General features: G+C 41.5%; 16 protein-coding genes. 1 reads left to right on the forward strand and 15 read right to left on the reverse strand.

What is annotated here, in order from left to right:
* Window positions 1-84 precede the first annotated feature (84 nt).
* The 15 genes from B1L02_RS23475 to B1L02_RS23550 all read right to left on the reverse strand — a co-directional run bounded on the left by B1L02_RS23475 (window position 85) and on the right by B1L02_RS23550 (window position 21,824).
* Window positions 85-2,766, reverse strand: a complete 2,682-nt coding sequence (locus B1L02_RS23475) for a leucine-rich repeat domain-containing protein (protein ID WP_088533104.1) — start codon at window positions 2,764-2,766, stop codon at window positions 85-87.
* A gap of 317 nt (window positions 2,767-3,083) precedes the next feature.
* Window positions 3,084-4,220 carry a hypothetical protein gene (locus B1L02_RS23480; RefSeq protein WP_088533105.1) on the reverse strand — a complete coding sequence of 379 codons (1,137 nt, stop codon included), beginning with the start codon at window positions 4,218-4,220 and terminating at the stop codon, window positions 3,084-3,086.
* A 124-nt stretch (window positions 4,221-4,344) separates the two neighbouring features.
* Complete coding sequence (locus tag B1L02_RS23485) at window positions 4,345-5,853, reverse strand: hypothetical protein (RefSeq protein WP_088533106.1); 1,509 nt, start codon at window positions 5,851-5,853, stop codon at window positions 4,345-4,347.
* A gap of 11 nt (window positions 5,854-5,864) precedes the next feature.
* Window positions 5,865-6,704, reverse strand: coding sequence for a GEVED domain-containing protein (locus tag B1L02_RS23490; protein WP_088533107.1), 840 nt, complete (start codon window positions 6,702-6,704; stop codon window positions 5,865-5,867).
* 11 nt (window positions 6,705-6,715) lie between these two features.
* Window positions 6,716-7,963, reverse strand: coding sequence for an internalin (locus B1L02_RS23495; RefSeq protein ID WP_088533108.1), 1,248 nt, complete (start codon window positions 7,961-7,963; stop codon window positions 6,716-6,718).
* Between the two features lie 56 nt (window positions 7,964-8,019).
* Window positions 8,020-9,966, reverse strand: a complete 1,947-nt coding sequence (locus B1L02_RS23500; protein ID WP_088533109.1) for a Hint domain-containing protein — start codon at window positions 9,964-9,966, stop codon at window positions 8,020-8,022.
* A gap of 10 nt (window positions 9,967-9,976) precedes the next feature.
* Window positions 9,977-13,654 carry a PKD domain-containing protein gene (locus B1L02_RS23505; RefSeq protein WP_088533110.1) on the reverse strand — a complete coding sequence of 1,226 codons (3,678 nt, stop codon included), beginning with the start codon at window positions 13,652-13,654 and terminating at the stop codon, window positions 9,977-9,979.
* Window positions 13,655-14,161: 507 nt separating this feature from the next.
* Window positions 14,162-14,698 (reverse strand): hypothetical protein, encoded by a 537-nt coding sequence (locus tag B1L02_RS23515; RefSeq protein ID WP_088533111.1) that lies wholly within the window; start codon window positions 14,696-14,698, stop codon window positions 14,162-14,164.
* 305 nt (window positions 14,699-15,003) lie between these two features.
* Window positions 15,004-16,239, reverse strand: coding sequence for an ABC transporter permease (locus B1L02_RS23520; protein ID WP_088533112.1), 1,236 nt, complete (start codon window positions 16,237-16,239; stop codon window positions 15,004-15,006).
* The gene (locus tag B1L02_RS23525) at window positions 16,239-17,429 is read right to left on the reverse strand and encodes an efflux RND transporter periplasmic adaptor subunit (protein ID WP_088533113.1); all 1,191 of its coding nucleotides are present in this window, start codon (window positions 17,427-17,429) and stop codon (window positions 16,239-16,241) included. The genes B1L02_RS23520 and B1L02_RS23525 overlap by 1 nt, the downstream gene beginning before the upstream one ends.
* Window positions 17,426-18,580: an efflux RND transporter periplasmic adaptor subunit gene (locus tag B1L02_RS23530; protein WP_088533114.1), complete on the reverse strand. Its 1,155-nt coding sequence runs from the start codon at window positions 18,578-18,580 to the stop codon at window positions 17,426-17,428. The genes B1L02_RS23525 and B1L02_RS23530 overlap by 4 nt, the downstream gene beginning before the upstream one ends.
* The gene (locus tag B1L02_RS23535; RefSeq protein WP_088533115.1) at window positions 18,570-19,520 is read right to left on the reverse strand and encodes an HlyD family secretion protein; all 951 of its coding nucleotides are present in this window, start codon (window positions 19,518-19,520) and stop codon (window positions 18,570-18,572) included. Before B1L02_RS23535 ends, B1L02_RS23530 begins: the two co-directional genes overlap by 11 nt.
* Complete coding sequence (locus tag B1L02_RS23540) at window positions 19,502-20,188, reverse strand: ABC transporter ATP-binding protein (RefSeq protein WP_045989271.1); 687 nt, start codon at window positions 20,186-20,188, stop codon at window positions 19,502-19,504. The genes B1L02_RS23535 and B1L02_RS23540 overlap by 19 nt, the downstream gene beginning before the upstream one ends.
* A gap of 227 nt (window positions 20,189-20,415) precedes the next feature.
* Complete coding sequence (locus B1L02_RS23545; RefSeq protein ID WP_088533116.1) at window positions 20,416-20,868, reverse strand: NfeD family protein; 453 nt, start codon at window positions 20,866-20,868, stop codon at window positions 20,416-20,418.
* Between the two features lie 5 nt (window positions 20,869-20,873).
* Entirely contained in the window at window positions 20,874-21,824 is a 951-nt protein-coding gene (locus tag B1L02_RS23550) for an SPFH domain-containing protein (RefSeq protein WP_088533117.1), read from the reverse strand.
* A gap of 444 nt (window positions 21,825-22,268) precedes the next feature.
* On the opposite strand from B1L02_RS23550, the gene B1L02_RS23555 reads away from it, so the two are divergent.
* Window positions 22,269-23,048, forward strand: a complete 780-nt coding sequence (locus B1L02_RS23555) for a hypothetical protein (RefSeq protein ID WP_151208263.1) — start codon at window positions 22,269-22,271, stop codon at window positions 23,046-23,048.
* Window positions 23,049-23,059 lie beyond the last annotated feature (11 nt).

The raw sequence follows: 23,059 nt of genomic DNA on the forward strand, positions 1-23,059 counted from the left end.
GTGTAGAAAGAATAAACCAGAAACAAAACACAGCCTCGCAATGAGACTGTGTTTATTTGAGTAACTTAATGCTTAGCGTCAATATTAGTTACAGCTAGTCGAGATATGCCAAACATTGGGTAATGACTCTTTTAGTTTGCCTATTTGAGCACAGTCGATGTTTGGATTTCCCCATATGCTTAGGTATCGTAGATTGGTCAAACCGAATAGCGGTGACAGATCTGAAATGTTGGTATTGTCCAACTCTAAACGGGTAAGTTCGGCGTAATTTTTAATTGTGCCATAGTTTGTCAGCTTGGTGCTATCCAAGTCCAAATAGGTTAAGGTAGTAGGCAAGCCAAAAAGCGTAAAGTCATATACGGTTTGGCTATTTGTATTTAACTCAAAGTGGGTCAATGATTGAGGAAGCGTTGCTTTGGCCGTGAGTTCACCTGTTAGTCTGTAGATGTCGAGTTTCTTTAAAGTATGAAGCTGAGCTAAGTTAGGATCTTGTAACAACGAACTGTTAACTGAGTTGTCCAGTCTTAAAGTCTTAATTGCTTCAAACTGTGTAATTCCATTTAATGATTCAATTGCTGAGCCATCACAAGAGAGTGAAGTATTACTTACAGCATCTTGATATCCTTGATTTTCAATACATTGCTTAAATGCCGCATCTGTAATTAAGCTCAAATCGACCGGCTTCATAATACAGTTATAGTTAGAAAGATTTGTTGTTACACCATCGAGAGATTTTAATAGCTCCTGATCATCACAATAAATGGCACTACTTTGTATTTCAAGTCTTTCCAGATTGCTTAAACTGGCAAGCATGTCTGCTCTAAAAAACGTAGAAAAGTTGCTTAATGTTAATGACTTCAGCTTGGTTAATGATGCTATCTCAGAGATGTCAGCCGCTTTAGAATAGTGAATCAATAGGGTTTCTAAGTTTTCAAATTGAGATACCTGAGTGATATCTTCTAGTTCTTTAAAGCCGCTGATCTTTAACGACTTCAGACTCTTGTTTGAACCTAAAGAATCGAGAGTTGTGATTTTTCCTTCATTACTATAATAGTAGTCTTTTGATAACTCAGCTGATTCGAGCGCGGGGAAGTTAGCCAAGTTCACCATGTTTGAATAGCTGCTGCCCTTTACGTTTAGTGTTTTTAAGCTTGGTAATGCTGTTTCACTTGAAGCCTCAAATAAACTAACGTCTAGGTTAAGTGTTTCTAATGCTTGCATTTTACTTAACGTGTTTAGTGCAAAGTTTGAGTAACTGCTGGAGACGGAGAGATCGCGCATATTTTTAAGCTCAGACAATGCGCTAAAATCCGCGTTATTATCCAATTCACGAATGTACAATTCGGTTAGGTTTGGTGTGAAACTTAGCCAGCCTAAATCATTAATGTTATGCAGGCTATTAAGCTGTAATGATGTTAACTCCGGCATCGCTTGCAAAAATCTCAGAGAAGAAAGGTTTAAACTCTTCAAAGACAAGGATTGCAGTTCCGTAAAAGTTGATAGCTCGCTGACATTATCAATGCTTAAATTGTTTAATGACAGAGAGGTTAGTTTCGCATTACTACTGATGTCCGCAATATCAAACTCAACATTGCTATAATAAGTACTAAGACCTAGTTTTTCCAACTCACTAAATTTTTCTAAGAATGAGAAATCTTCAATCCGCGTTCTGCTGAGTACGAGTGTTGTCAGATTTGTTTTGGCTTCTATTGCTGTTGAATCAGCGGCATCGATAGTATCAAGTGTCAATGCAGTGAGGTTAGGTATGGCGCTTAAAAATGACAGTGAGTCCAGATCATTTATGTATGTCAAAGATAAACTCTGCAAGTTACTAAAGCGTTTTAGGGTACTTTTATCATCAATGCTTAGAGAACGTAAGGTCAAACGAGTGAGCTTATCACTTGGAAGTTCACTGAGCTGTATAGTTTCATATTGGCTACTATAGTTTTCTATTTCAAGCGTATGAAGTTGCGTAAAGCCTGATAGATCTAGCATCTGCAACGCTAGGCGTTTGCCAGAGCTATCTTCTTTGTCTTCAATAATAGACAAAGACTCAAGTTTGTTGAGCTTATTAACTTGTTCTAAACGTGCATCATTATTTGAGCTGTTCTGAGCTGCGGCAAACGCGTTATCGAGCTTTAAAGCGGTGAGTGTAGAGATTTGAGCTAACTCGTTGAGATTATTCAATTCTGCGTTTTTAATAGACACGCTTGATAAGCCGCTAATATCCGACAGCCCTGATAATGTTACAATTGGGTAGTCTGTACATTCAACAATGGAAATGCCCACATCTTGATGTGTATCTGATAAACATTGCGCCAGCGCTGAGTCTGAAATCGTTAAGCTTGAAAGTGGAGCGTACGCACTTAGGTTGACGGTCAATTCTTGTGAGCTTGAGTCCCCTTTATCATCGGTTGCGGTTAACTTAAACGTTAGCGTGGTCGCTTCATTGATATTTGGTGCACGAAATTCGAGCGTTTCGCTATGATTGTTTATCAGCTCGACTGTTGTTCCTGTAGTTTGCTCCCATAGCAAAGTTTCAATCGCACCATCTTCATCTGTTACGGTTGCAACGGCTGTGATTGAATCTCTCTCCATTGCTGAAATTGGTGCGATAGGCGCAATTACAGGTGCTTTGTTAGTTGGTGTGACCGGCTTGTCAGTTCTAGTATCATTTTTGTCGTTGCTACTGCCCCCGCCACACGCGGTCAGAATTGATACGAGTAATGAGGTTACGATTCCCTTGTATATAGCGCTTCTGATCATCTTGATATCTATCTTGTTTTTTTGAATAGTCAGTTGGCCCGGAATTGTACTTTATTTGGAGACTAGTTTCCAATCGTTACACGTGCGAATAGCAATGGTAAGGTGATGCGTTTTTAGGTGTGGATTTTAAAGAGACAACAGAATCAATAGATCAATAGGATGTCTAGAGTCTTGCTTAATTATTTATAACTAGTTGATAAATATTGAGAGTAAGAGAGGCCGTATAGCCTCATTGGTTGGAAAGCATTGTGAGGATGGCGATCAGGTAATCGCTATAAGGTGTATGGGCACCAATACCTTTCGATATCTCAGGTCTTTTAGTCAACATGTGCTATTGCTGATTCAATTCTATTTTCACATAAGGTTGTACCGGGTAAAGTTGCACAGTATTCGCCAGCTTGCTCAAGTCCGATGCGCTGTGTATTACGGGCAGAAATACGAGCTGTAAGCTGTTCGATTTCAAGTGGGTCTTCAGATACCGCTTTAAATGCGCTCAGCCTTTCTATTTCGTCATAAACTAAATCTTGATAACTCCTGAGCCTTGCAGACAGTGCAATATAGCGGTTAGAGATTGCTGTTTGACCAGCGTAGGCGAGGTCATAGTGGCCGGAATCTTCATAACTTTCAACTTCATATTTTAATATGTTTAAGTGTTCGTCTTTGAGATCATCGACATAACTGCCGCCATCGAGTAAGTAACTGAATAGACTATCTGCATAATTAATACAGGGCGTTAGATTATCGGTTTTGCAGTGCATGGTGCCATTTTTAGTTAGCTTAGCCAGTTCTGGTGTCATGCCGCCGTCGGTATTTACTTGAATGGTGTATACGGCATCTTTGGTTGCCTCTTGAAATACTTTGGTCTTGGTAAAGGTTTTACTAAAGAAAAGAAACTTCACTTTAATTTTGGTTTGAAACCATTCGTATTTGGTGCGATCTTTAAAGTGAAGTTTGGCGGTGACATAGATACGCGAACCCAGTTTGATATTGTGGATAAAGCTGTCACCACAACGGCTTCTTACTTGATTCGGATCTGTATTTAGGAGTTCAAGAATATTCGCTTTAGTCATACGGCTTTCAAAGTTATAGCTTCCTTTCTCGTAGGTTAATTCGACCGCTGAAGCTGCTGAATTTCTATTTTTGGTTACTTTCCTGCGCATGGAAAATTTGGCTGAACCACCAAAAATAACTAGATTTATACCCGCTTTAACGCTGCCTGTGATGGTATTGATCATGGTATCCGAGTCGAAATCGCCACGATAAGCCAAGTCGCCCATGCTACCACCCTGAAATTGCCATTGACCATCGAGGCACGATTCAAGCGGTATGCCTAATTCCTGTTCAAATCCCTGTCCGAGTTGTTCATGCTCAGTATTTAAAGAGTAATAGGTATGTGCATTTGCATAAAAGCTTAACAGGCCACAGAGCACTATTAATATGGTTCTTAAGTGCATACATAAATTCCTGTAAATGGTTTACTGTGGGATGAGGCGAGGAAGTAACAACTCAATATTCGATTTTGTATTACTTACCACGCCTCAGTTGAACTATTTGAATCTTAGCGCTGTCGGCTACTCACTAATTTTCAAAAGCGGTTCCATAGGTTGGCAGGGCTGATTTACATGGTAGCCAGACCATCACGCCTGCAGCAGGGTCATTTGCATCAACAAAGGAAGGCGCCCAGCCTAACTGCCTAAACCCAAGTGATACATGATTTTCTTCGACACCAAAGTTTGCTGTTGCTTCTCGGGCATTTTCACATTTGAAGTATTGCGTCATGTTATCAGCTGGTATATTCAGATCGGCAAGTGTGTAGTTTTGTATGCAACCGACGCCACTACCACTGCAGGTATTTAGGTAATCATTCCACGCATCTGTACAAGCAGTACCATAAGGATTATCACGACAAACTCGAGCATATTGCTCATAAATCCAAGCATTGTTGTAAGCGGCTTCTTGTACACCCTCTGCCTTTTGACGTTGTACATCCGTCATCCAGCTAGCGTATTGCGCAAGCACACCACGTGCACGGTGTTCATGATTAACCGACTTTTTGAATTGATCCTCAAGCCATAAAGTGCGGTAGGTGGTTTCAAAGCGAATATCTTTATTACCTGAATCTAAGCGGCGTACATCTTGTGAACTGATCTCGTAAGGCGTAGCTTTGTAACGCACGACGTTGTAATCAGATAGCGCATTAAACTGATTGCCAAAGTCGTTTTTCGCATAGTTCACCGCTTGCTCAAATAAGGTAAAGCAAGGCTCGTAGTTATCGAGTGAACAAGTGATAATATTGTTAGGGATTATGCTGAGGAGCTGTTTAGGATCACCGCCTTTTTGTAAGGCTCTGACGGTAATGCGCACACTTTTCTTAAGGTCTTCGTCAATGTAATTAAGCTTACCATCGACGCTAATGCCAATATTACCAGCGCCGTAACTTACCCCTAAGTAACCGCCAATTTCACTTTTGTGCTGCTCACTTAAGTATTCAATTTTCATATTAATAAGTAGCTGCGCACCGTATTCAATCTCACTGATAAATCCATCGCCTGCCATGCTCATTAGTTTACTTTGATACTCGTTGGCTAGCGTATTACCCGAAGGTGTCAACGTATATCCAATGTTGGCATCTGCCGGCATAAGTACACGCTTTTTCGGTGTTAATGATGCTTGGAAAGTATAGGTATTAGAAAACTCAGTCGAGGACATTTCTTTAGCTAAATGGCCACCAGCTTTCACACGAATGACCGGAAAGCCAACATCAACATCAACATTACCATTCAGTTGACGGAGCACTTCGTCATAGCTGCCATTGTTTACTAGTTCAAATTGCACACGGGTATTACCGAGAGTCTCAACAGTTTCACCTGCGACAGTTTGAACATTCAAAAAGCGTTTTTGGTCGCTGTTATAAGCCGTACCTAGCACAATGTGATCGTTCATCAACCCAGGGATTTCACTTTGGAAGGTGTTCACATTCTGTGCTTTTTGCATTAATTCTGCTTCGTTCACAAAATTGGAATCTGCGAATGCGAAAGGTGTAGTGCTGGCAATAAGTGCCGCGATAGTTTGTTTGTATAAGTTCATGTTGCCACCTATTACTTCACGTAAAGGAGGTAATCTTCTACCTCACCGGAGTCTACTTCTTTACATGCGTCATTGCTGCCACCTAAGTAATCCATGGTAACGCGCATTTTCGTCATGCCCTTTTTGGCGCCCGTTGGCGGTGTAATTTCTACCTGAGCTGCTTGCTCAGAAACACCAGCAAATAAGGTTTCTTTTGTATCGTTAAAGTCGCCATCTTGGTTCCAGTCAATAAACACGTGCCAGGTTTCTGGGTATGTTTCTGCACTACTAAACCCTGGGGTTAACGTTAACTGGTAGCTTCTATCTGCATATATTTTCGCAGTATCGCCAACATAGTTACTGTAAAAGGTGTTGCTACTGGTGTTTTCAATATTTGAAAACTTAACCGATTTGATAAACTCATAGGCGCGTTCACGAGACTTCGTGGTGCAATAGTTTGGCATTGCAGGTGTAACCATCACCGCGCTGATCCGATAATCTGACGGGATCTGTAAACAGGAAGTGTTTGGAGATTTACCCGCAAACCAGTTCTTCGGATTCGCATTATCTTCATCTCCAAAGGTGAGGTATTTCGCATCAGTCCTGAGGGTACTATTTTTGTATAGCATCACCTTTTTCAGATTTGCTATTTTCTCATCATTTGGAATAGGGGTAGTGGGATCAAAGATATTGTCAGAGACTTCTACCAATAACCCTGGATAGCACTTTTCCAACCATTGAAAGCGTCCTAACGCTTGCTGTGGCGTAAGTACATCTCGAGATTCAAATAAAGTCGTGTTTGCCTGTGCTGATGGTGCTATTGTGGCAGCGAACGAGGCTATTAATGTGCTGGTTAGCATGACTTTTAACATAGTCTTATTCCTTATAATTCTAGCCATTTACGGTCATACTGATGAACGCGGCCACGAGTCTGTAGCTCTCTATCGCGACAGTAATTACCTATTGGATTACGCTTACAATAATCAACGGCGTCTGCCAGAATAAATGAGTTAAAGAGTGCATTATCGCGAATAGTTTCTAATGCAGTTCGATGTGAGTTATTCAACTCACTGGCGTAGTAATTGAGTAGGTTATCGGCACGACGATTATCGAGTATTGCCTGCACCCAATCGTCACTCATGTTTTTGAGTGCCAATTTAGTCAGGATACTTTTAGCAGGATACACATCATCAGGTACTAAGGGCGATAGGCTTGGCCCTGAATCGGTATAACGTTGTGTTAAGACTCGGCCGACGTTGTATTTATCTAGGGTGTCAAACTGAGTGACGTAGTTAGTTTTGATGTAATCGATACTGTTTTTAAATACATCAAAGCATGGTGTTGGGTTTTCCATTGTACAGTTGACGAGCTGATTTGGGATCACTTTCAAGAGCTCTGTCGGGTCACCACCAAGTTGTAGCGCAGAAACCGTAATCTTGATGTTACGTTTGACGTTTTCGTCTACTTTTTGCAGTTTACCACTGACACTGACTTTACCAGCCCAGTCTACACCTAGCTGACCACCCCATTTGACTTTGTCTTCGTCATTTTTATATTGGAACTTGAGGTTGATCATAACTTGAGAGCCGTACTCAATCGCTGATACAAACTCATTACCAATATTATTGAATTTATCTCCAGGGTTAGCATTGACCAAATCAAGCGCAGCTTGTGTAGGTTTAAACCCGGTTTGAGGATCCGCAACTAACAGCCGTTTTTTTGGTTTTAATGAAAGAAATAGAGTGTACGTACCGGTGTAGTTATCTGCGGCGTTTTGTTTTGCATAGCTTGCACCAACACCCACTTTTATGACAGGAACATCAAGTGCAGCGCCTAAGTTACCATCTAGCATGCTAGATAGTTGGCTATAGCTCATATCTACACCGACGACAAAATCCATTTCGGTATTGCCATAGGTTTCATCAACTCGGCCAAGCACACTTTGCAGTGCATAAAAACCTTCTTTTTCACTATGGTAAGCAGTACCGAGTGTCACTGAGTCTAAATCAGAGTTATTTGCTTGGGTAGTGAACTCTGGATTAGCAATTTGATCAGCAGTAGCTGAAAAACTGCAGGCAAAAAGTCCCATTACCCCCATGGCACGTGCCAATGGAGAATATATAAATTTCATGTTGAATTCCTTACTGAGAAGTATGGCCCCTCAATAGGAGAGGCCAGAAGCAGCGATTAGTTCAGGCTGTTGATGTAGTCTGTTTTCCACTTTTCAGGAAGACGTTGGAGGATCTCTTCTTCTGACATGCGTACGTCCTGATCTTTGTAGTTAAACTCATCTTGTGTAGCAAGATCGCCTACCGCCATACCATTGGCAAACATGGCAAAGTTACGTGACTCAGCTAGTTTAGAATCTGCTGTTGGAGCAAGTTTTAGGTTATAAATCTTGTCGCGATACTTCTCTTTAGTCACGCTTGTTACCAGCACCGATCCATTCTCAGTTAAGATACGATCGCCAACTTTTAGCTCTTTCGCCCAAATAATTCCTTTATTTGAGGTCGAAATTGGGTGAGTCTCGGTAGTTAAGATATCAGAGCCATCTGCGCCTTTTACGCGATACATCTTGATAGCTTCAATACCAACTGACACATCAATAACTTGCATAGGTTCTTTAACTTGGGTATTCGAAGCAAGTGCACCTAAAACCAAATCGCCTTTTGCAATGTCTTCAATAGCACGTTGCTTACCATCGGCCATGGTGATCATTGTGCCTGTAGCTAGACAGCTATAACCTAACTTCATCATAGGTAATACTTCACTATAGAAGTTACCAAAACGCGTTGATGTTTCTGACGTTAGTGAAACTTGGAATGCAACGGCACCACCACGTCCTTTCTTAAAGTACGGATAACCTTTAACAGCAAAGGTCATATACCAGTTTGCTTCAGCGATATTTGAGAATAGTTTGGCATTACCAAAACGGCCTTCCGAGCGTGGAATATTCCAACGGATAATCGACTCTTGATTTACCGTATCAACTTCAAACTCTAAATAATCAGAAAATTGCTTAACTGCATTTTCAAGGCCCTTATAGCTTTGTTTTGTCGCGCCACCATAGATACCTTCTTGTAGATAGATATTTGTTGGTTCATCAATACCGTTTGGCAAATCGCCTACAGTTGGATAGATCTCAGTGATCTCGTGAGGAACTCGTAGTTCGCCGTTGAATGGGATATTTACATTAGTAATTTCATTCGGTTCGCGGTATTGATCTGCTGCGTAGTCACAGTCAGTGTGACTGCGGTTTAAACAGATTTTAATAACCGCGTCGTTGTTTTTATCGATAGGTGCAGTCGCATTGTATTTCGGACGTGTGTCCAATGATGAGCTGATCCCTACGTTAAGTGCAGAAGCCTCACCTTTTGCCGCTGGCAAAGCTGAGCCATAAAGCGCTTCAAAGTGTTCCCACGAAAATGGATATTCAGTGTACTTCATCGTCGTACTGATAGTGCCATCTTCTTGCTCTAGTTCAACGTATGAACTTGCGTAAATGGTATCTAGGTTGGGAAAGTTTGCTTTCAACGACTTCAGGGAAATAGTCGAAGTTGCAAGTGTGTCTTTACCATCTAGTACATTAAATGTAGAACCTAAAGGCGCAAGCTGATTACCATTTGCATCTTCTAACAACAAGTCGATGTAGGTCGCCTTTGTACCACCAAAGCGTGAGCTTTTTGCACGTACAATGAGATAAGGCTCGTTTGTATCAGACGAAATAGCTAAGTTCATATCCAAGAAGAAATGTGCTTCTTTAATGATATCCACTTCAGTTTCACTAACTGGCGGCACTTCAGAGGTGGTCATATTCATTTTGGCTGATAAGTGCTGTCCTTTTGCTACATCTAGCGTTTTGTGTAGCTGTGGGAACTCGCTCTCAATACGGTTTGCTTTGATTAAGCGTGACTTAGCCAATTGATAGTGCTGCGGATTGGACATATCGAGTTTACGGATCCCGAATTGGTCTGGCTGAGTTACTGCAATACCCTGGGTTGCAGCAGGCCCAGACTTCTGTTTCGACGCCGTGGTAGTTGGTTGTTCATTAACACTGTTGCTAGCAGCAACCGCATTGCTGACTGCTAACGCGATTGCAAGCGGCATGAGCACCTTTTTGTTTAGTTTTTTCATTTTATTTTCCTTAATTCTTATAGATTTCTACAAGGTAGTCTTCAATTTCTCCGCTCCCCGAGGTCGCGGCACTGCTATAGTCAGAGCAAGGATCGATACTATTTACTCTGCTAAATCCGTAATACTGCAAAATTCTCATTCGAGTCGTTGTGACAGGTTGTGACAGCTTATTGCTTGGAATGCTAAATTCCCCCTCAACATAGCCTTTACCGTAGTCTTGGTTAGTTTGGTCAAAATCCATGACCAGCAACTCTGATTTGTTGTTTCTCCAATCGCCATCGCCAAATTGACCGTCGCCGTTTAAATCTATCCAGATGTGGTAGTTTTCAGCGAAGGCTTCATTGCCTGCATAACCTGCCTCAATACGATAAGTATTATTCTGCGTGGCATAGAGCTTAATTGGATTGTTAGGATTAACGACACCAGGTTGCTGTGCATTGCTAAATGGACCATCTTGATTGAAAGTCACGTTACTGATGTGTTCATAATCGGTCAGACCTACAGCCGTGCAATATTCAACAGGTTGTGTTGATTTAAGCTCTAGCAGCATATTTTTGGTACCTGTAACTCGGCTTCCCCAATCATCCCAAATAGGTTTGTTGTAACTAATAGTAAGGCTTGCGCTAAAGTTACCAGCGGCTTGATAGGTGTGTTCGGTGTCTTGGCCAAAATCACCAGTTTGCGTAAGTGTTGAGCCATCTCCAAAGTTCCATTCCAATGTTACATCTGGGTATCTTGAAGCATTATCAGGTTTTGTGGTGGTATTACTGAAGCTGACCTTAAACGTACCGTCTGCTTGTTCGCTTACCGTGTAGCTCACATCAGGCGTAAAGCTCGTCTCACCAATTTTCACTGTTTCAGTGGTAGATTGTGTGCCATCAGCATGATTAATTGTGAGTGTGATCGTGTACTCGCCATCGGCTTGATAGGTGTGCTGAGTGTCTCTTACCGAGGACGTGACACCATCTCCAAATTGCCACTGTATTGTGCTACCTTTAGGGATAACACTCTGATTTGTATCTACATAAACAGTACTACCGGATTTACGAGGTGTGAATCTTGCCGTGATAGTGGTGTTGAACTGAACTTGTTTGTTCCAGCTTCCAATTACCTTGTTGAATCTGTCATATGCTTTTAGCTCGACCGCATAGTTGCCAGATTGCGCATATTGGTGAATAGGCGACTTTTCACTACTGGTTGTGCCATCGCCAAATTTCCAATGCCAACGTTTAACACGTGCATCGACAGTATTGTTTTCAAAGCTAATCTGATTGACACCTTGGTTTGTGCTGATCCTTAAATCAACAGGATCTGTGTTTTCAATGAGCTTCACTGTGTAGTCTTCAACTTCGCCCCAAGACATGTCGTCACACGCGGATTTCACTAGACCAAATGACACCATAGTTCGAAGGCGGTAGCTTTGGTTTAGCTCACCACTCAATGAGATCTCGCCAGTCAATTGCGTTTTACTGCTGCCAAAAAGTGCGAGTTCTTCCGTCTTATGAAATAAGCCATCATTATCTTTGTCTAACCAGACATAAAAGTTCTTTGTCTTGTCTTGAGTATCTGGATGGGGGGCTGCGGTTAGCGTTACATTGAGTGCTTTACCATCCTTAACTTCGACTACATCATGTGAGTAGTCGCTATAATTGCTTGATGTAGAATCGTTTTTGTAGCTGTTCAACGAAACTGATGATAAGTAGTACTTGCTATGATTGATGCCTTGCGCGGGGCAATAGTCGTCAAAAACTTCAATAGGCAGCATAAAAGTATCTGACTGACCAGAGGGGGCGATGGCGGTCAGTTCAACATTGTATTCGCCCGCAGTAGTATAGTTGTGTGTGGGCTCAAAGGCGCTACTTTGTGCACTTCCATCACCAAAATTCCACTGCCATTGCCAGCCTTCGCTGTTACTAGCCGAAACTTGCTGGCCGTCACGGCGAGTTAAGTTTTTAAAGTCAAAAGCTAAGAATTGACGATCAAAGCCAAGTTCACTCTCGAGTCCACGGTCGACCTTCAGACCTATACCGACTTGTGCAAATGCCTTACGAACGTGGTTTTGTAATTCAGTGACTTGCCAGTTGCTTCCATCTTGCTTTTTGACCCCATCATGGATCAGCTGATCAGTCACCGTGTCGGTTTGTCGCATGACACAATCAGCACCAGTAAGATAAGTACTATTGCTGGTCCAGCAGTTTTTATTTGCGTTAGCAAACAAGATAAAGGCGTACTTTGTATTCCACGGTGAGGTTTCGTTGTCTAGATCAGCAGTAGTGAGGTAATAAAAAGCTTTGTTAAATACGCCTGCGCCATGGTGAGAAGTGACTGAGTCGTCATAGTCCTCAACATGATCAATTGAATTTCCATCTAGCGTAGGAGTTTTGAAATAACGTAGTGCATCATCAAGGCGGAACGTTTCGTGATTACTTTTCCAATCATTCGTCCCTGAGTAGAAAAATTCAGCTGCTTCACCCGCCATATCAGAAAAGGCTTCGTTAATGGCACGAGCTTGACCTGTCAGCATTGATTTTGGCGTATTTGAGCCATATTCTTCGGTAAATCCGTGAGCGATTTCATGGGCAACGACATCCAACGAAACCATAGGGTAGAAGAGGTAGTCACCATCACCAAAATAGACCTCGCCGTTTTCATAAAATGCCTGATCCATGTTCAGACCATAATGGACATTTTGAATTATCTTTTTATTAAAGTAGGGCTTATGTCCAAGATACGCCTCGAACATCAAACTCGCTGTTTGTCCATGATGATGGGCATCATTTAAAGCAGAGCGAGCACCATGATATTCTTTATAATCATTACGAGTTGAATCTGAGCAGTTATAGCTATATGGCGTATTAACTTGTGCGGTGCCGTGATTGTAGTTTCTGGTCTCTACGTTTTTTGCATCAAATAAGCAGTTAGTCTGCTGAGCGTCTGTTTCCATCGCTACAACAAAGGTCTTTGGTGGGTAAGAAACATAATCTGCTTGTTGGTAATCTGGACGTGAAACCTTATCATTGCCAGATGGACCGCTTCCGCCCTCATACACAACCCGCTGCAACACATCGGTTTGGCTGATAAGCTCGTTTGTTGTTAAGTCTACAAAAGAGAGGATCCTTTGAGGCTTAAAAGGACCTGATTTAAAATCAGTGAAAAAAGCAAGTTTGGCTGCGTGTCGGGCTTTACCATGCGCATCGATATAAATGACTTCTTCTGCTGATGCACGTCTAAAAACTCTAGGACGTTCACTGGTAAACTGAGAAATAATAGAGTCTAGCGTCGCGCTAAGTTGTTCTTCTGTAACAGGAGTTAGCGTGGGTATATCTTTAGCGACGTTAACAATGAGATCACCATAAACTTGTTCAACGACTCCATTCTCGTCTGTCAGCACAACAAGGTCATGATTCCAGATAGGAATATTGTGGTACTTTTGAGTTATGGTATGGCTTTGCTTGGTTTGACCTACTTGGCTTTGATGAAAGGTAAGCGTATGGCCTGTGTATTGCGCTGTAAATGCTTTAAGCGCAAGTAGATAGTTTTGATTAGAATCATCACTAAATGTGGATTGTTTTTGTTGTAAAGTAGGCGCGATTTTCTGCGTGTCATTGAATAAGGAGACACGTTCTGCGCCGTGACAATGCATACTTATTGCAGATGCTAAAACGCATAGAGACTTTAACCCTTGCATGTTAACTCCATAATTATTTTGAAGATTCCTTCCCACTAAAACGCGATGACTCAATACATGAGATAAACGAGCGAATGAGTGCGGCTGATTATTAGTGCTATTACTTTGAGCACACACTCTAAGGTAATAAAGAATTTCAAATAAATAAATAACAAAAAATAAACAAAATAATAACCTTATGTTTCCGTTGGAAATTTAGAGAGAAGTTTTAGTCTTTGTTATTTTTAACTAACTAATTATTATTGTTGAATAAATCTAAACTTTTTGAGAGTTGAGGAAAAATAAAGAAGCGCTCAAACGTTAGGGAAAATAGTCATCATTTTGTAATTTAAAGTGAATTTAAAAGTTAACGCGTTGACTGCCAGTTTCTTTATTGGGAACTTTTTTGCAATATTGATGAAATAAAATGAATAAGAAGCGTCATTTTGGGTTGGTTGATTAAAGAGGGAATTGTTCTGGTAAAAAGTACCTAGCTGCTTTGCGAAAACTAGGTACTTATTGTGACTCTTATTGGACGGTTACATTAATATAGTTAGTAACAAAGGGAGAAATTTCAATGGTTCCTGTCGCGTAGACATCTTTACCCACATCTTCACCTTCAATTTTTATATAGTACTGCCCAGCGGGGATAACAATATCAGTGTAGTAATGCGTACCAAAGTGAATTGAATCGCCTTTTATTAACCAGCCCTCAGGTGAAACTTCATACAAATAGCCTTCGCACTTTATTTTGCCGATCCGCGGGTGTTTGCATTCGTTAAATTTAAGTCTGGTTTTACCTTCTGGGTTCTTTGCCGTTTTCACAAATGCCAATGAGCCATAATCTCGAGCAGTTTTTGTCGCTTGGTGAGGCCATACCTTTTCTTTTTTGATTGAATAATCATTGCTAGAGCCACTACCCGTTGCTGAAACCACAGTGCTTGAGCCGCCAAAAATACCGTTGATGGCACCGTCAACACCGTCGTTAACTACGCGATTGATATCATTACTTTTACATGCGGTGAGAGAGATAAGTGAAAGTGCGATAAGCGTTACTTTTTTCATTATTTGTCCTTGAAGTTCCATTCGCATCAGCATTTTTACTTAGTGTTACTGTTTTCTTCAACGCTTAGTAAGTAACATATTCAAAGATTTACTAAGCAGTAAAACTAACACAAAGCAATACGAGCATTCTTTGCTCATACAATGCTTCCAGTTATTTTTGAGTTAAATCGCATAAAAGTTTACCTTGTGGCGAAAAAAAGTCCAACAAAAAGCATGCAAATTAATGACTTTAGTCATAGAGCTGCAGGCGAAGAAACGGGTTATATGTGAGATAAAGGAGCAGCGGTAGTGCTCCTTCTTGTTGGTTAGTCACTTTGTAACGCTTCGATCGGGTCTAGCTTTGAAGCCTTAATAGCGGGATATACACCAAATGTTAAGCCAACTAAGGCACAAATACTAAAAGAAAGGAAAATAGCGCTTAGAGACCAAGATACCGCCCAGTTTGAATAAAATGCAATTATCTCTGAAAGTAAAATACCAAACACCACACCTAACAGCCCGCCGAGTATCGAGATGGTAAAACTCTCTGTAATAAACTGAACTTGAATATTTTTCCGAGTCGCACCGATTGCGCGTAATAAGCCGATTTCTTTGGTTCGTTCAAGCACGGTTGCGAGCATGATATTCATAATACCAATACCACCAACAAGGAGTGATATACCCGCAACGCAAGACATGACCATATTAAAAATGGCCTGCGTTTGCTTTTGCTGAGCAAGCAAAGCTGCGGGAATAGTCAGTCTATAGTCATCAATATCGCTATGGCGGTTGGTAAGAATGTTAGTGATAGCTTGAGATGCTAAAATTGGACTTTGCGATTTGTCGATGGCGAGTTTCAGTTCGGTAAGCTCTGGCTCAAGTAATCCTTTATTAAAGCGATGAATAGCGGTTGTCAGAGGCACAAAAATACGGCTTTGTTCACCACCTAATGCAACGCCTTGAAACTCCTTTTTATTCAGGTGCGGTGCTTGCAAAATGCCAACAACCTCAAACCATAAATGGTTGATTTTTACTTGTTGGCCAACAGCGCTTCCGAGTGGAAATAGGGTTTTTGCGGTGTTTGCGCCAAGTAACGCAACCTGCCTATATTCCTTGCTATCTTCAGTATTTAATAGGCGACCATCAGCGAGTTCATAATGCGCGAGGCTAAAATAGTTTGCTGTGACGCCTGCCGCTTCCCCTTCAAAGCTGCCGAATTCGCTAAATATCTGGTAGGTATCCACCAGTCGTTCAGCCGAGAAGTCGGTCACAAAGGGTAGGGCGTCGACAATCACTTGGCCGTCTAGTAGATTAAGACCTTGCGAGTGTTTTCGCTGCTCTTTTAGGTCGTTCTCTTCAATGTCTTTGGCGCTGACAATAACATTATTAATCCCCATTGAATCGATCATTTTGAGGGCTTCTCGTTCAGCACCTTCACCGATGTTTAACATAGCAATAACGGCACCCACACCAAAAATCATCCCGAGCAGGGTCAGCAAAGTTCTAAGCTTATGTTGTTTTAATTGCACAATAGCATCGGTAAATAAATCCAAATATTTCATTACAGTTCCTTATTCGGGACAAGTGCAATTTGTTGGTTGGGAGACAAACCTGCCAATACTTCGGTATGGCTTAGGTTGCTTTGACCTAACTCCACTTTTACGCGTTTAAACTGACTACCGTCTTTAACTTGAACAAAAAACGCATTGTTGTCATTGATAATACTATGTTTAGGCACAAGTAACGCTTGCTTATTTTCTTGGACAAATAACGTTGCAAGCACCTTATTGCCAGGTTTAAAGTAGGCTGGAGTCTCATCAAGGTTGGCAATGACCTCATAGTACTTTTGTGGATCTCCGCGACGAATAGATTGTGGGTAAGGTGATACTTTCGTGACTTTGCCACCAAAGCGTTCATCACTATTCGAGAGCAGAGTAAACTCTACCTTTTGACCAATCGCAAGGCTGAGCGCTTCTTTTTCATGAACGAAAAGCTTGGCTTGCAGTGATGAAATATCTGGTAATCCCCCGATCTTCTGGCCAGGCCATAATGCTTGCCCTGGTTTTGGTTTTTCGCCACGCCAATCAGCATTTAGGGTAAGTAAGCCGTCATGTGGTGCGATGACTTCAAGACCTTCTAAATTCGCGTTGTACATCGCAATTTTGCTTTCATGTTGTTTTGACTGCAGCTTTAACAGTTCCATTTCCCCAAGTGCAGAGGATGAAAACTGCTCTGTCTGCCAGCCAAAATATGCCTCTTTTGCATTGAGGTATTCAACATTTTGCATTTGATCCAAAATGTCGAGCTTTGAGCGGATCCGTTCATCATCAATTGAAAAGGTTTCAGCAAAGTGTTTCTCTTCACTGACGATCACTTTGTCGCTGTCCAAATGGGACTTTCTCGTGGTTAAATCACTATCTGTTACGGTGATGTCTTGCGCGACTTTGCCCTTGTCGAATTCACTAAAGCGTTTTCGTCTTTCTAATTGGCTGCCATCAAAACGTGCAATAACATCGCCTTTTTTCACCTGAGTGTACTCCGGCATGATCCAAGCGAGCGTTTGAGCCCCTCTCGCTGAGGTTGGGGCGGATATGACAGTTTCACTTGTGGCTTCTAATTCTCCCTCTGCATCCACAGTGATCGAAAATGGCTTCGACTCTACGGTATATAGGAGTTGTGTTGGTTGCTCAGGCGCTTCTTGGCAGCCAAGTAACCAAAGTGTGACAACAATCGCGAGTATTTTTTTTCTCATAGCTTCACCTCCGCGCCTTGACTAATCCCAGAAGAAAGCACGGCAAGCGTCGGAGTCGTATACGAGACGGTTACTTCTTTTTCTCCGCTATTTGTGTCTAGGAGCACTTTACCAGCACTTTGTTTTAAGGCGCTCAATGGCACGGTCAAGGCGTTATCGAGTTGTGCTGTCACTATCTCTACGCGAGCGCTCAAGCCTGGTCTCAGCTTTTCAGTATCAACCTTGTCCAACTCAATGATAGCATCGACAATGCGGCTTTTATCTTGATGCGACTTTTCTCTAAAGGCCTTTCCAATTTCAACGAGTGTTCCGCCGATAACATAACCGTCGGCACTGTCTATGGTAACTTTGACCTTGTGCCCCAATTTAATCCGTCCAAAGTCGGCTTCTTTAATTTGTGCTTTTACTTGCATTTGTTCAATAACTGATAGCTCAACAACAGGTTGACCAAATTGCATGGATTCACCAACACTAGGCTTTTCACCTTCCCAGTTTGCTCGGTATGCGATTAACCCATCCATTGGCGCTTTTACTTGTAAACGCTCTATGTCACGTTTTAGTTCTTTTACTTCAGCATCCATTCGTGCAACCTTGCTTCTTGCCATTTGGATACTCAGCTCTTTGTTGTCTAGATGAAAAGCGAGTTTACTGCGGGCAAGCTCTAAATCATTGGTTGCAATGGTGAAGTCGATTTGCGCCTTTTTACGATCGTTGTCTGAGCGTGAGTTATCTATGATCTCTGCGCGACGTTTTGCCTTATCAAAGTTCATTTGCGCTTCAGCGAGTGCGAGTTTGTATTCTTCTTCTTGCTTCTCGACTTGAGCTTGTTTATTTTCTAGCTCTTTTTGCGCTTGGCTTAGCTTAGAATTGTATTCCATCAAGCGATCTCTAACGGTTTGATCGTCAAATGAAACAACAATTTGACCTTTCTGAACCGAGGTATTTTCTGGCATTAGCTGTTTTATCTTGTATTGCCACATACGCTTGATTGAAGGTGGTGCTATCAAAGCGCGGCTTTTTGATTCCAATTCACCATTCGCTTCCACTGTGATAGTGATTGGCTGTGCCTTAACGATATGTATATCGCTGGGGGCCTGACTGCAGCCTAGTAAATAGAGTGGAATGATGACTGCCAGTAACTTAACTTTCATTTTTCTCTCCTGGCAAAGTTATGCTTCCGCTCATGCCCGGTAGTAGTGGCAAATCGGTGTTGAATGTGAACTTAGCTCGGTAATACATGCCTTGGCCCCAGTCTTGGCGCTTTTCAGGTTGTGTTGATAGCTCAGTGAGCGTACTAGGCGTTGATGAGGAGCGAAAGGCGTCAAACTTTAAATCGGCAGTTTGACCCTCCTTAATACCAATAGCATCTACTTCATGGATCCATGCTTCTAGATACAGACCTGCTGTAGAAGGGATTTCTGCTACTTTCCAACCCGGTTGTACTGTTGCACCAGCAAACAACTTGTTGCCATTCCAAGGGTGATCCGCATACAGAATTGGGCCGCTGTTACTGGCCTTTAAACTCATTTTTTCCAGCTGCTCTTGATTGTGTGTCAGGCTTGCTTCTAACCGTCTTATCTCCAGTTGTTGTTTCTGAGTATTTGCTTTTGCTTCAGTTTTGGCCTTGCGCAGACTTATTTCGGCTTTATGGTTTTCGATAATTGCTTTTTCTAACGTCAGCTGATGTTGTTCGTAGTCGTAGGTGCTGATGTTGGCTTTTGGCACGTTAGCATCTATTTTGGCTTTTTCTACGAGCAAAATGGTTTTTTTCAACTGAAACTGAGCTTCGAGTATTTTTTGGGCGCCGTCTTGCTCAATTCGTTTGTATTCGTCTTTTGCAGCATCGAGCGCAACTTTATCTTGGTCGATTGAGGTCGCGATAGAGCCGGAATCATAGACGACGACAATATCCCCCTCATTGGCAACTTCCCCTTCGGGCAGCATCCATTGAATTTGAATCTTCCAAGAGTCACTCATCGGTGCGTGAAATACTTGGGTTTCACCTGCTTTAACGAGACCCGAGACGATAATTGGTTTGGCAAAAGCCTGCAAAGAGGTGAGTAGGGCGATGCTTATGATATAGCTGCGCATTGGCTATCCTCCACTTTCTCGCCATCTTTCATTCTGATGATACGCTCGGCATATGCTGCAATATCGTCTTCATGCGTTACCATTACAATAGTGTGACCTTGCTGGTGTAGCTGACATAGTAATTCCATGATCTCATGCGAGGTTTTACTATCTAAGTTACCAGTTGGTTCATCGGCAAAAATGACTTTTGGCTCATTGATAAGCGCCCGCGCAATAGCAACACGTTGGCGTTGTCCTCCAGACATTTCGAAGGGTTTGTGATGTGCTCTGCTATCAAGACCTACTTTTTTTAGCATGGCAAGTCCGCGACTTTTTGCCTCTGATGGAGAAGTCTCGGTGTACCTTAGCGGTAAGATGACATTTTCCAGTGCGGTTAGGCGAGTAAGGAGGTGGAATGTTTGAAAGATAAAGCCAATTTTTTGATTTCTAATTTGTGATAAGGCCTCATCTTCAACGGCCTGAATTTCTTGATTAGCAAGATAGTAAGAGCCGGAGGTTGGAGAGTCTAAGCAGCCAAGTATATTCATTAATGTAGACTTTCCAGAGCCAGAAGACCCCATTACTGCGACAAATTCACCTTCCATTACTTCTAGAGAAACTGATTTTAGTGCATGCACTTGTGTCTCTCCACTTCCGTATACTCGGCTTAAGTTTTCGACCCGAATCATTGTAGATTATAATCCCTTGTTTTTTATTGTATTTTATTTATGGTTTAGAGGTGTTTAACCTTGTACCTAAATTTGAGTGTAACTGTTGTGCAGGATAGAGTAAACCGAGAAGGTATTAGACGAAAAGCGAATAAGGTAAAAAGTTGTTTCTGAATACTGCGGATTACTGAAAGTGCCTAACAAAATTGGCTGCTAGGCACTTTGTTCGCAAGGTTATACCAATTTGCTTAATTAGGCTCTACCCAAAACGCGCCAACCTCTTTTTTAACCACTTTGACTTCCGTTCCTGCAGTAATAGGTTGTTTACTTTTTAGTTGCCACGCAATACCAGAATAGGTATGAAAAATACGACTATCTGCATTCAAGTCCTTTTCTAGCGTAAAGGTAAGCTCAGCAAAATCACTGGTTACTTCTTTATTGTCGGTGACGTCTTGCATACGTCTTAGTGGCTTCCATAAAAACACAGCCAGTGATGTCGTGACTAACGCATTAAACCAAAGTGCGGTCAGCCAAGTTTGATCGAGCATACCTGCGTACATTAGGCCGCCGCTGATCACCAGCGACAGACCTAAAAAGAACAGTACAAAGGTCGCAAAACCAAGCACCGCAACCTCAACAATTAGGCAAGCAATTCCTAGTACTACTAAGGTTTGTGCTAAATGCTCAAGTAAAAAGGCCATAGGCGTTACCCTTGCTTTTTATTTAATGTATTAATAATAGACATGCCTTGTGCCACAAGCGAACTTGCATCTGTGCCATTGTCTGGTAGCAATACCACAGAAGATTCTTTAGCTATCGCTTCTTTTGCTGCAATGGCTTTTGTTGCTAAGTCAAGCTGGATGGCTTTTTGACCTTCTTCGGTATTTGCAGCTTCACCGACTTTACGCAGAGCTTCGGCTTGTGCGTCTGCAACGGCAATAATCGCTTTTGCTTCACCTTCAGCGCTTAGGATCTGTTCTGCCTTTTCGGCTTCAGCTGCAAGCACTTGTGCTTGCTTCTTACCTTCCGCGACATTGATTGCGGCTTGACGGTCACCCTCTGACTCTAATATTTGAGCTCGTTTCACACGCTCAGCCTTCATTTGTGCTTCCATTGCTTCCATTACAGAATTTGGTGGCACAATATCTTTAATCTCGTAGCGCAGTACTTGAATGCCCCAAGGATCAGAAGCTGAGTTGATGGCGGCGACGATGTTGGTATTAAGTAAATCTCGCTCTTCAAAGGTTTTATCCAACTCCATTTTACCCAGTTCGCTACGCATGGTGGTTTGCGCAAGCTGAGTTACCGCGAAGATATAATCGTCAACACCGTAAGTCGCTTTATACGGATCTAAAACCCTAAAATAGAGTACACCATCAACAATCAATGAAATATTGTCTTTGGTTATCGCTGATTGAGATGGCACATCAACGGCTTGCTCCTTTAAGCTCCTATCGGAGGCTACGCGGTCGATAAATGGCAGAATAAAGTTAAGCCCGGCTTCTTTAGTGGATTGATACTTACCGAAACGTTCAATAATCCACGCACGGTTCTGCGGGACAAATTTGATACTCCCTTTTAGTACCACAATAACGAAAATCAATAAAAACGCTTGAATGGTAAAAAGGTAATCAAAAATAAGTGTGACTGGATCCATGTTAGCTCTCCTACTACATAAGAATTGTTCGCATCAAATGCATGTTCCCAATATAGATGAATAACGTAAGAATAGCTATTGGTTTGTTTTCCCCTCAGTGTAACTATGATGACTGGACTTTTTGGGCAGTTTTGCATGTGGTTTGTAACGAAGTGTATAAATCATATTTATATTTAGATGTGACTAAAAAATATCGATTATTCTTCTATTTTATAATGACATCGCTGTCATTTTTTTTGTTCTGAGATGTAATTACCCCTTTCTTTGTAATTAAAGACCTTAATTTATAATTTAGTTGATAACATTGCGTTGACAAATTTAATTTGTTGTATATTATGCCGTACCCTATATGGGTTTAAAGGATTTTACTACAGTGTTTGATAGAATTATAAAGACAGTGTCTTTTTGTTTGCCTTGTTTAGCTTTTCTGTTAATGCACTTAGCTTGATTGAAATTAAAACGGTAGAAGATGAAATTCGAGAGTTGCCACATCTTTCAGATCTTGGCTTGAATAAAGTACCTGGAATTGTTGTTAAATTAAATAAATTTGAGGTTGATTTTAACTCCCTTAACCCACTGCCAAATGACGCTGAGCTGCTTAAAGAGGCAATATTTAGCTGTAAAAATACTCTAGCAAGTCATGTTAATCAAGCAAAATTGTACTCGGCACTTCAGCAAGAAATGATTGATTTATCTGAAGGTACGAGTAGTTTATCATTAGTACAAAAAAGTATCATGATAAATATTCTCCTTGCAGGGCCTACAGCAATATCCTCTCAATTTTACTCTGACTATATTAACAGTGACGAAGCTGGTGGTATACGGCTTCGAGAAACACTCATGTATTTTACGCTTCATCCTAAAGCTAGTGTTAAATCAAGAATTAGTTTAATGGCAGATGAAAGCGTGCATCCTATTTTTAGAGGTCCCGCGAGCTGGGCATTTGGTAAACTATCCGCTCAAAATGATCCTGATGCAATTGCTCAACTATCAAAAGCGCTAAATCAGTCTATTGGAGACGACTTTGGCTTCGATAGTAAGTTATTAACGTTATTAGGGCTAGCTGAAATAGCTGACTTTGATTACATCAAATCAAATTATTCAAATGTTGGATTAGGGGATGAGTATCTCGCTATTGCCGAACGTTATATAAAATTAAAACGCGCCTTATCATCAGATAAAGATAAACTAATTGAATTAAACTTTAATGTTAAAATGGGGTAGTATGAAAGAGA

It is taken from the genome of Pseudoalteromonas piscicida (assembly GCF_002208135.1).
GTDB classification, from domain to species: Bacteria; Pseudomonadota; Gammaproteobacteria; order Enterobacterales; family Alteromonadaceae; genus Pseudoalteromonas; species Pseudoalteromonas piscicida_A.

Excerpts from the sequence above, each read along its gene's own strand:
- B1L02_RS23475 (WP_088533104.1), bottom strand. The coding sequence starts at position 2,766 with ATGATCAGAAGCGCTATATACAAGGGAATCGTAACCTCATTACTCGTA.
- B1L02_RS23480 (WP_088533105.1), bottom strand. The coding sequence starts at position 4,220 with ATGCACTTAAGAACCATATTAATAGTGCTCTGTGGCCTGTTAAGCTTT.
- B1L02_RS23485 (WP_088533106.1), bottom strand. The coding sequence starts at position 5,853 with ATGAACTTATACAAACAAACTATCGCGGCACTTATTGCCAGCACTACA.
- B1L02_RS23490 (WP_088533107.1), bottom strand. The coding sequence starts at position 6,704 with ATGTTAAAAGTCATGCTAACCAGCACATTAATAGCCTCGTTCGCTGCC.
- B1L02_RS23495 (WP_088533108.1), bottom strand. The coding sequence starts at position 7,963 with ATGAAATTTATATATTCTCCATTGGCACGTGCCATGGGGGTAATGGGA.
- B1L02_RS23500 (WP_088533109.1), bottom strand. The coding sequence starts at position 9,966 with ATGAAAAAACTAAACAAAAAGGTGCTCATGCCGCTTGCAATCGCGTTA.
- B1L02_RS23505 (WP_088533110.1), bottom strand. The coding sequence starts at position 13,654 with ATGCAAGGGTTAAAGTCTCTATGCGTTTTAGCATCTGCAATAAGTATG.
- B1L02_RS23515 (WP_088533111.1), bottom strand. The coding sequence starts at position 14,698 with ATGAAAAAAGTAACGCTTATCGCACTTTCACTTATCTCTCTCACCGCA.
- B1L02_RS23520 (WP_088533112.1), bottom strand. The coding sequence starts at position 16,239 with ATGAAATATTTGGATTTATTTACCGATGCTATTGTGCAATTAAAACAA.
- B1L02_RS23525 (WP_088533113.1), bottom strand. The coding sequence starts at position 17,429 with ATGAGAAAAAAAATACTCGCGATTGTTGTCACACTTTGGTTACTTGGC.
- B1L02_RS23530 (WP_088533114.1), bottom strand. The coding sequence starts at position 18,580 with ATGAAAGTTAAGTTACTGGCAGTCATCATTCCACTCTATTTACTAGGC.
- B1L02_RS23535 (WP_088533115.1), bottom strand. The coding sequence starts at position 19,520 with ATGCGCAGCTATATCATAAGCATCGCCCTACTCACCTCTTTGCAGGCT.
- B1L02_RS23540 (WP_045989271.1), bottom strand. The coding sequence starts at position 20,188 with ATGATTCGGGTCGAAAACTTAAGCCGAGTATACGGAAGTGGAGAGACA.
- B1L02_RS23545 (WP_088533116.1), bottom strand. The coding sequence starts at position 20,868 with ATGGCCTTTTTACTTGAGCATTTAGCACAAACCTTAGTAGTACTAGGA.
- B1L02_RS23550 (WP_088533117.1), bottom strand. The coding sequence starts at position 21,824 with ATGGATCCAGTCACACTTATTTTTGATTACCTTTTTACCATTCAAGCG.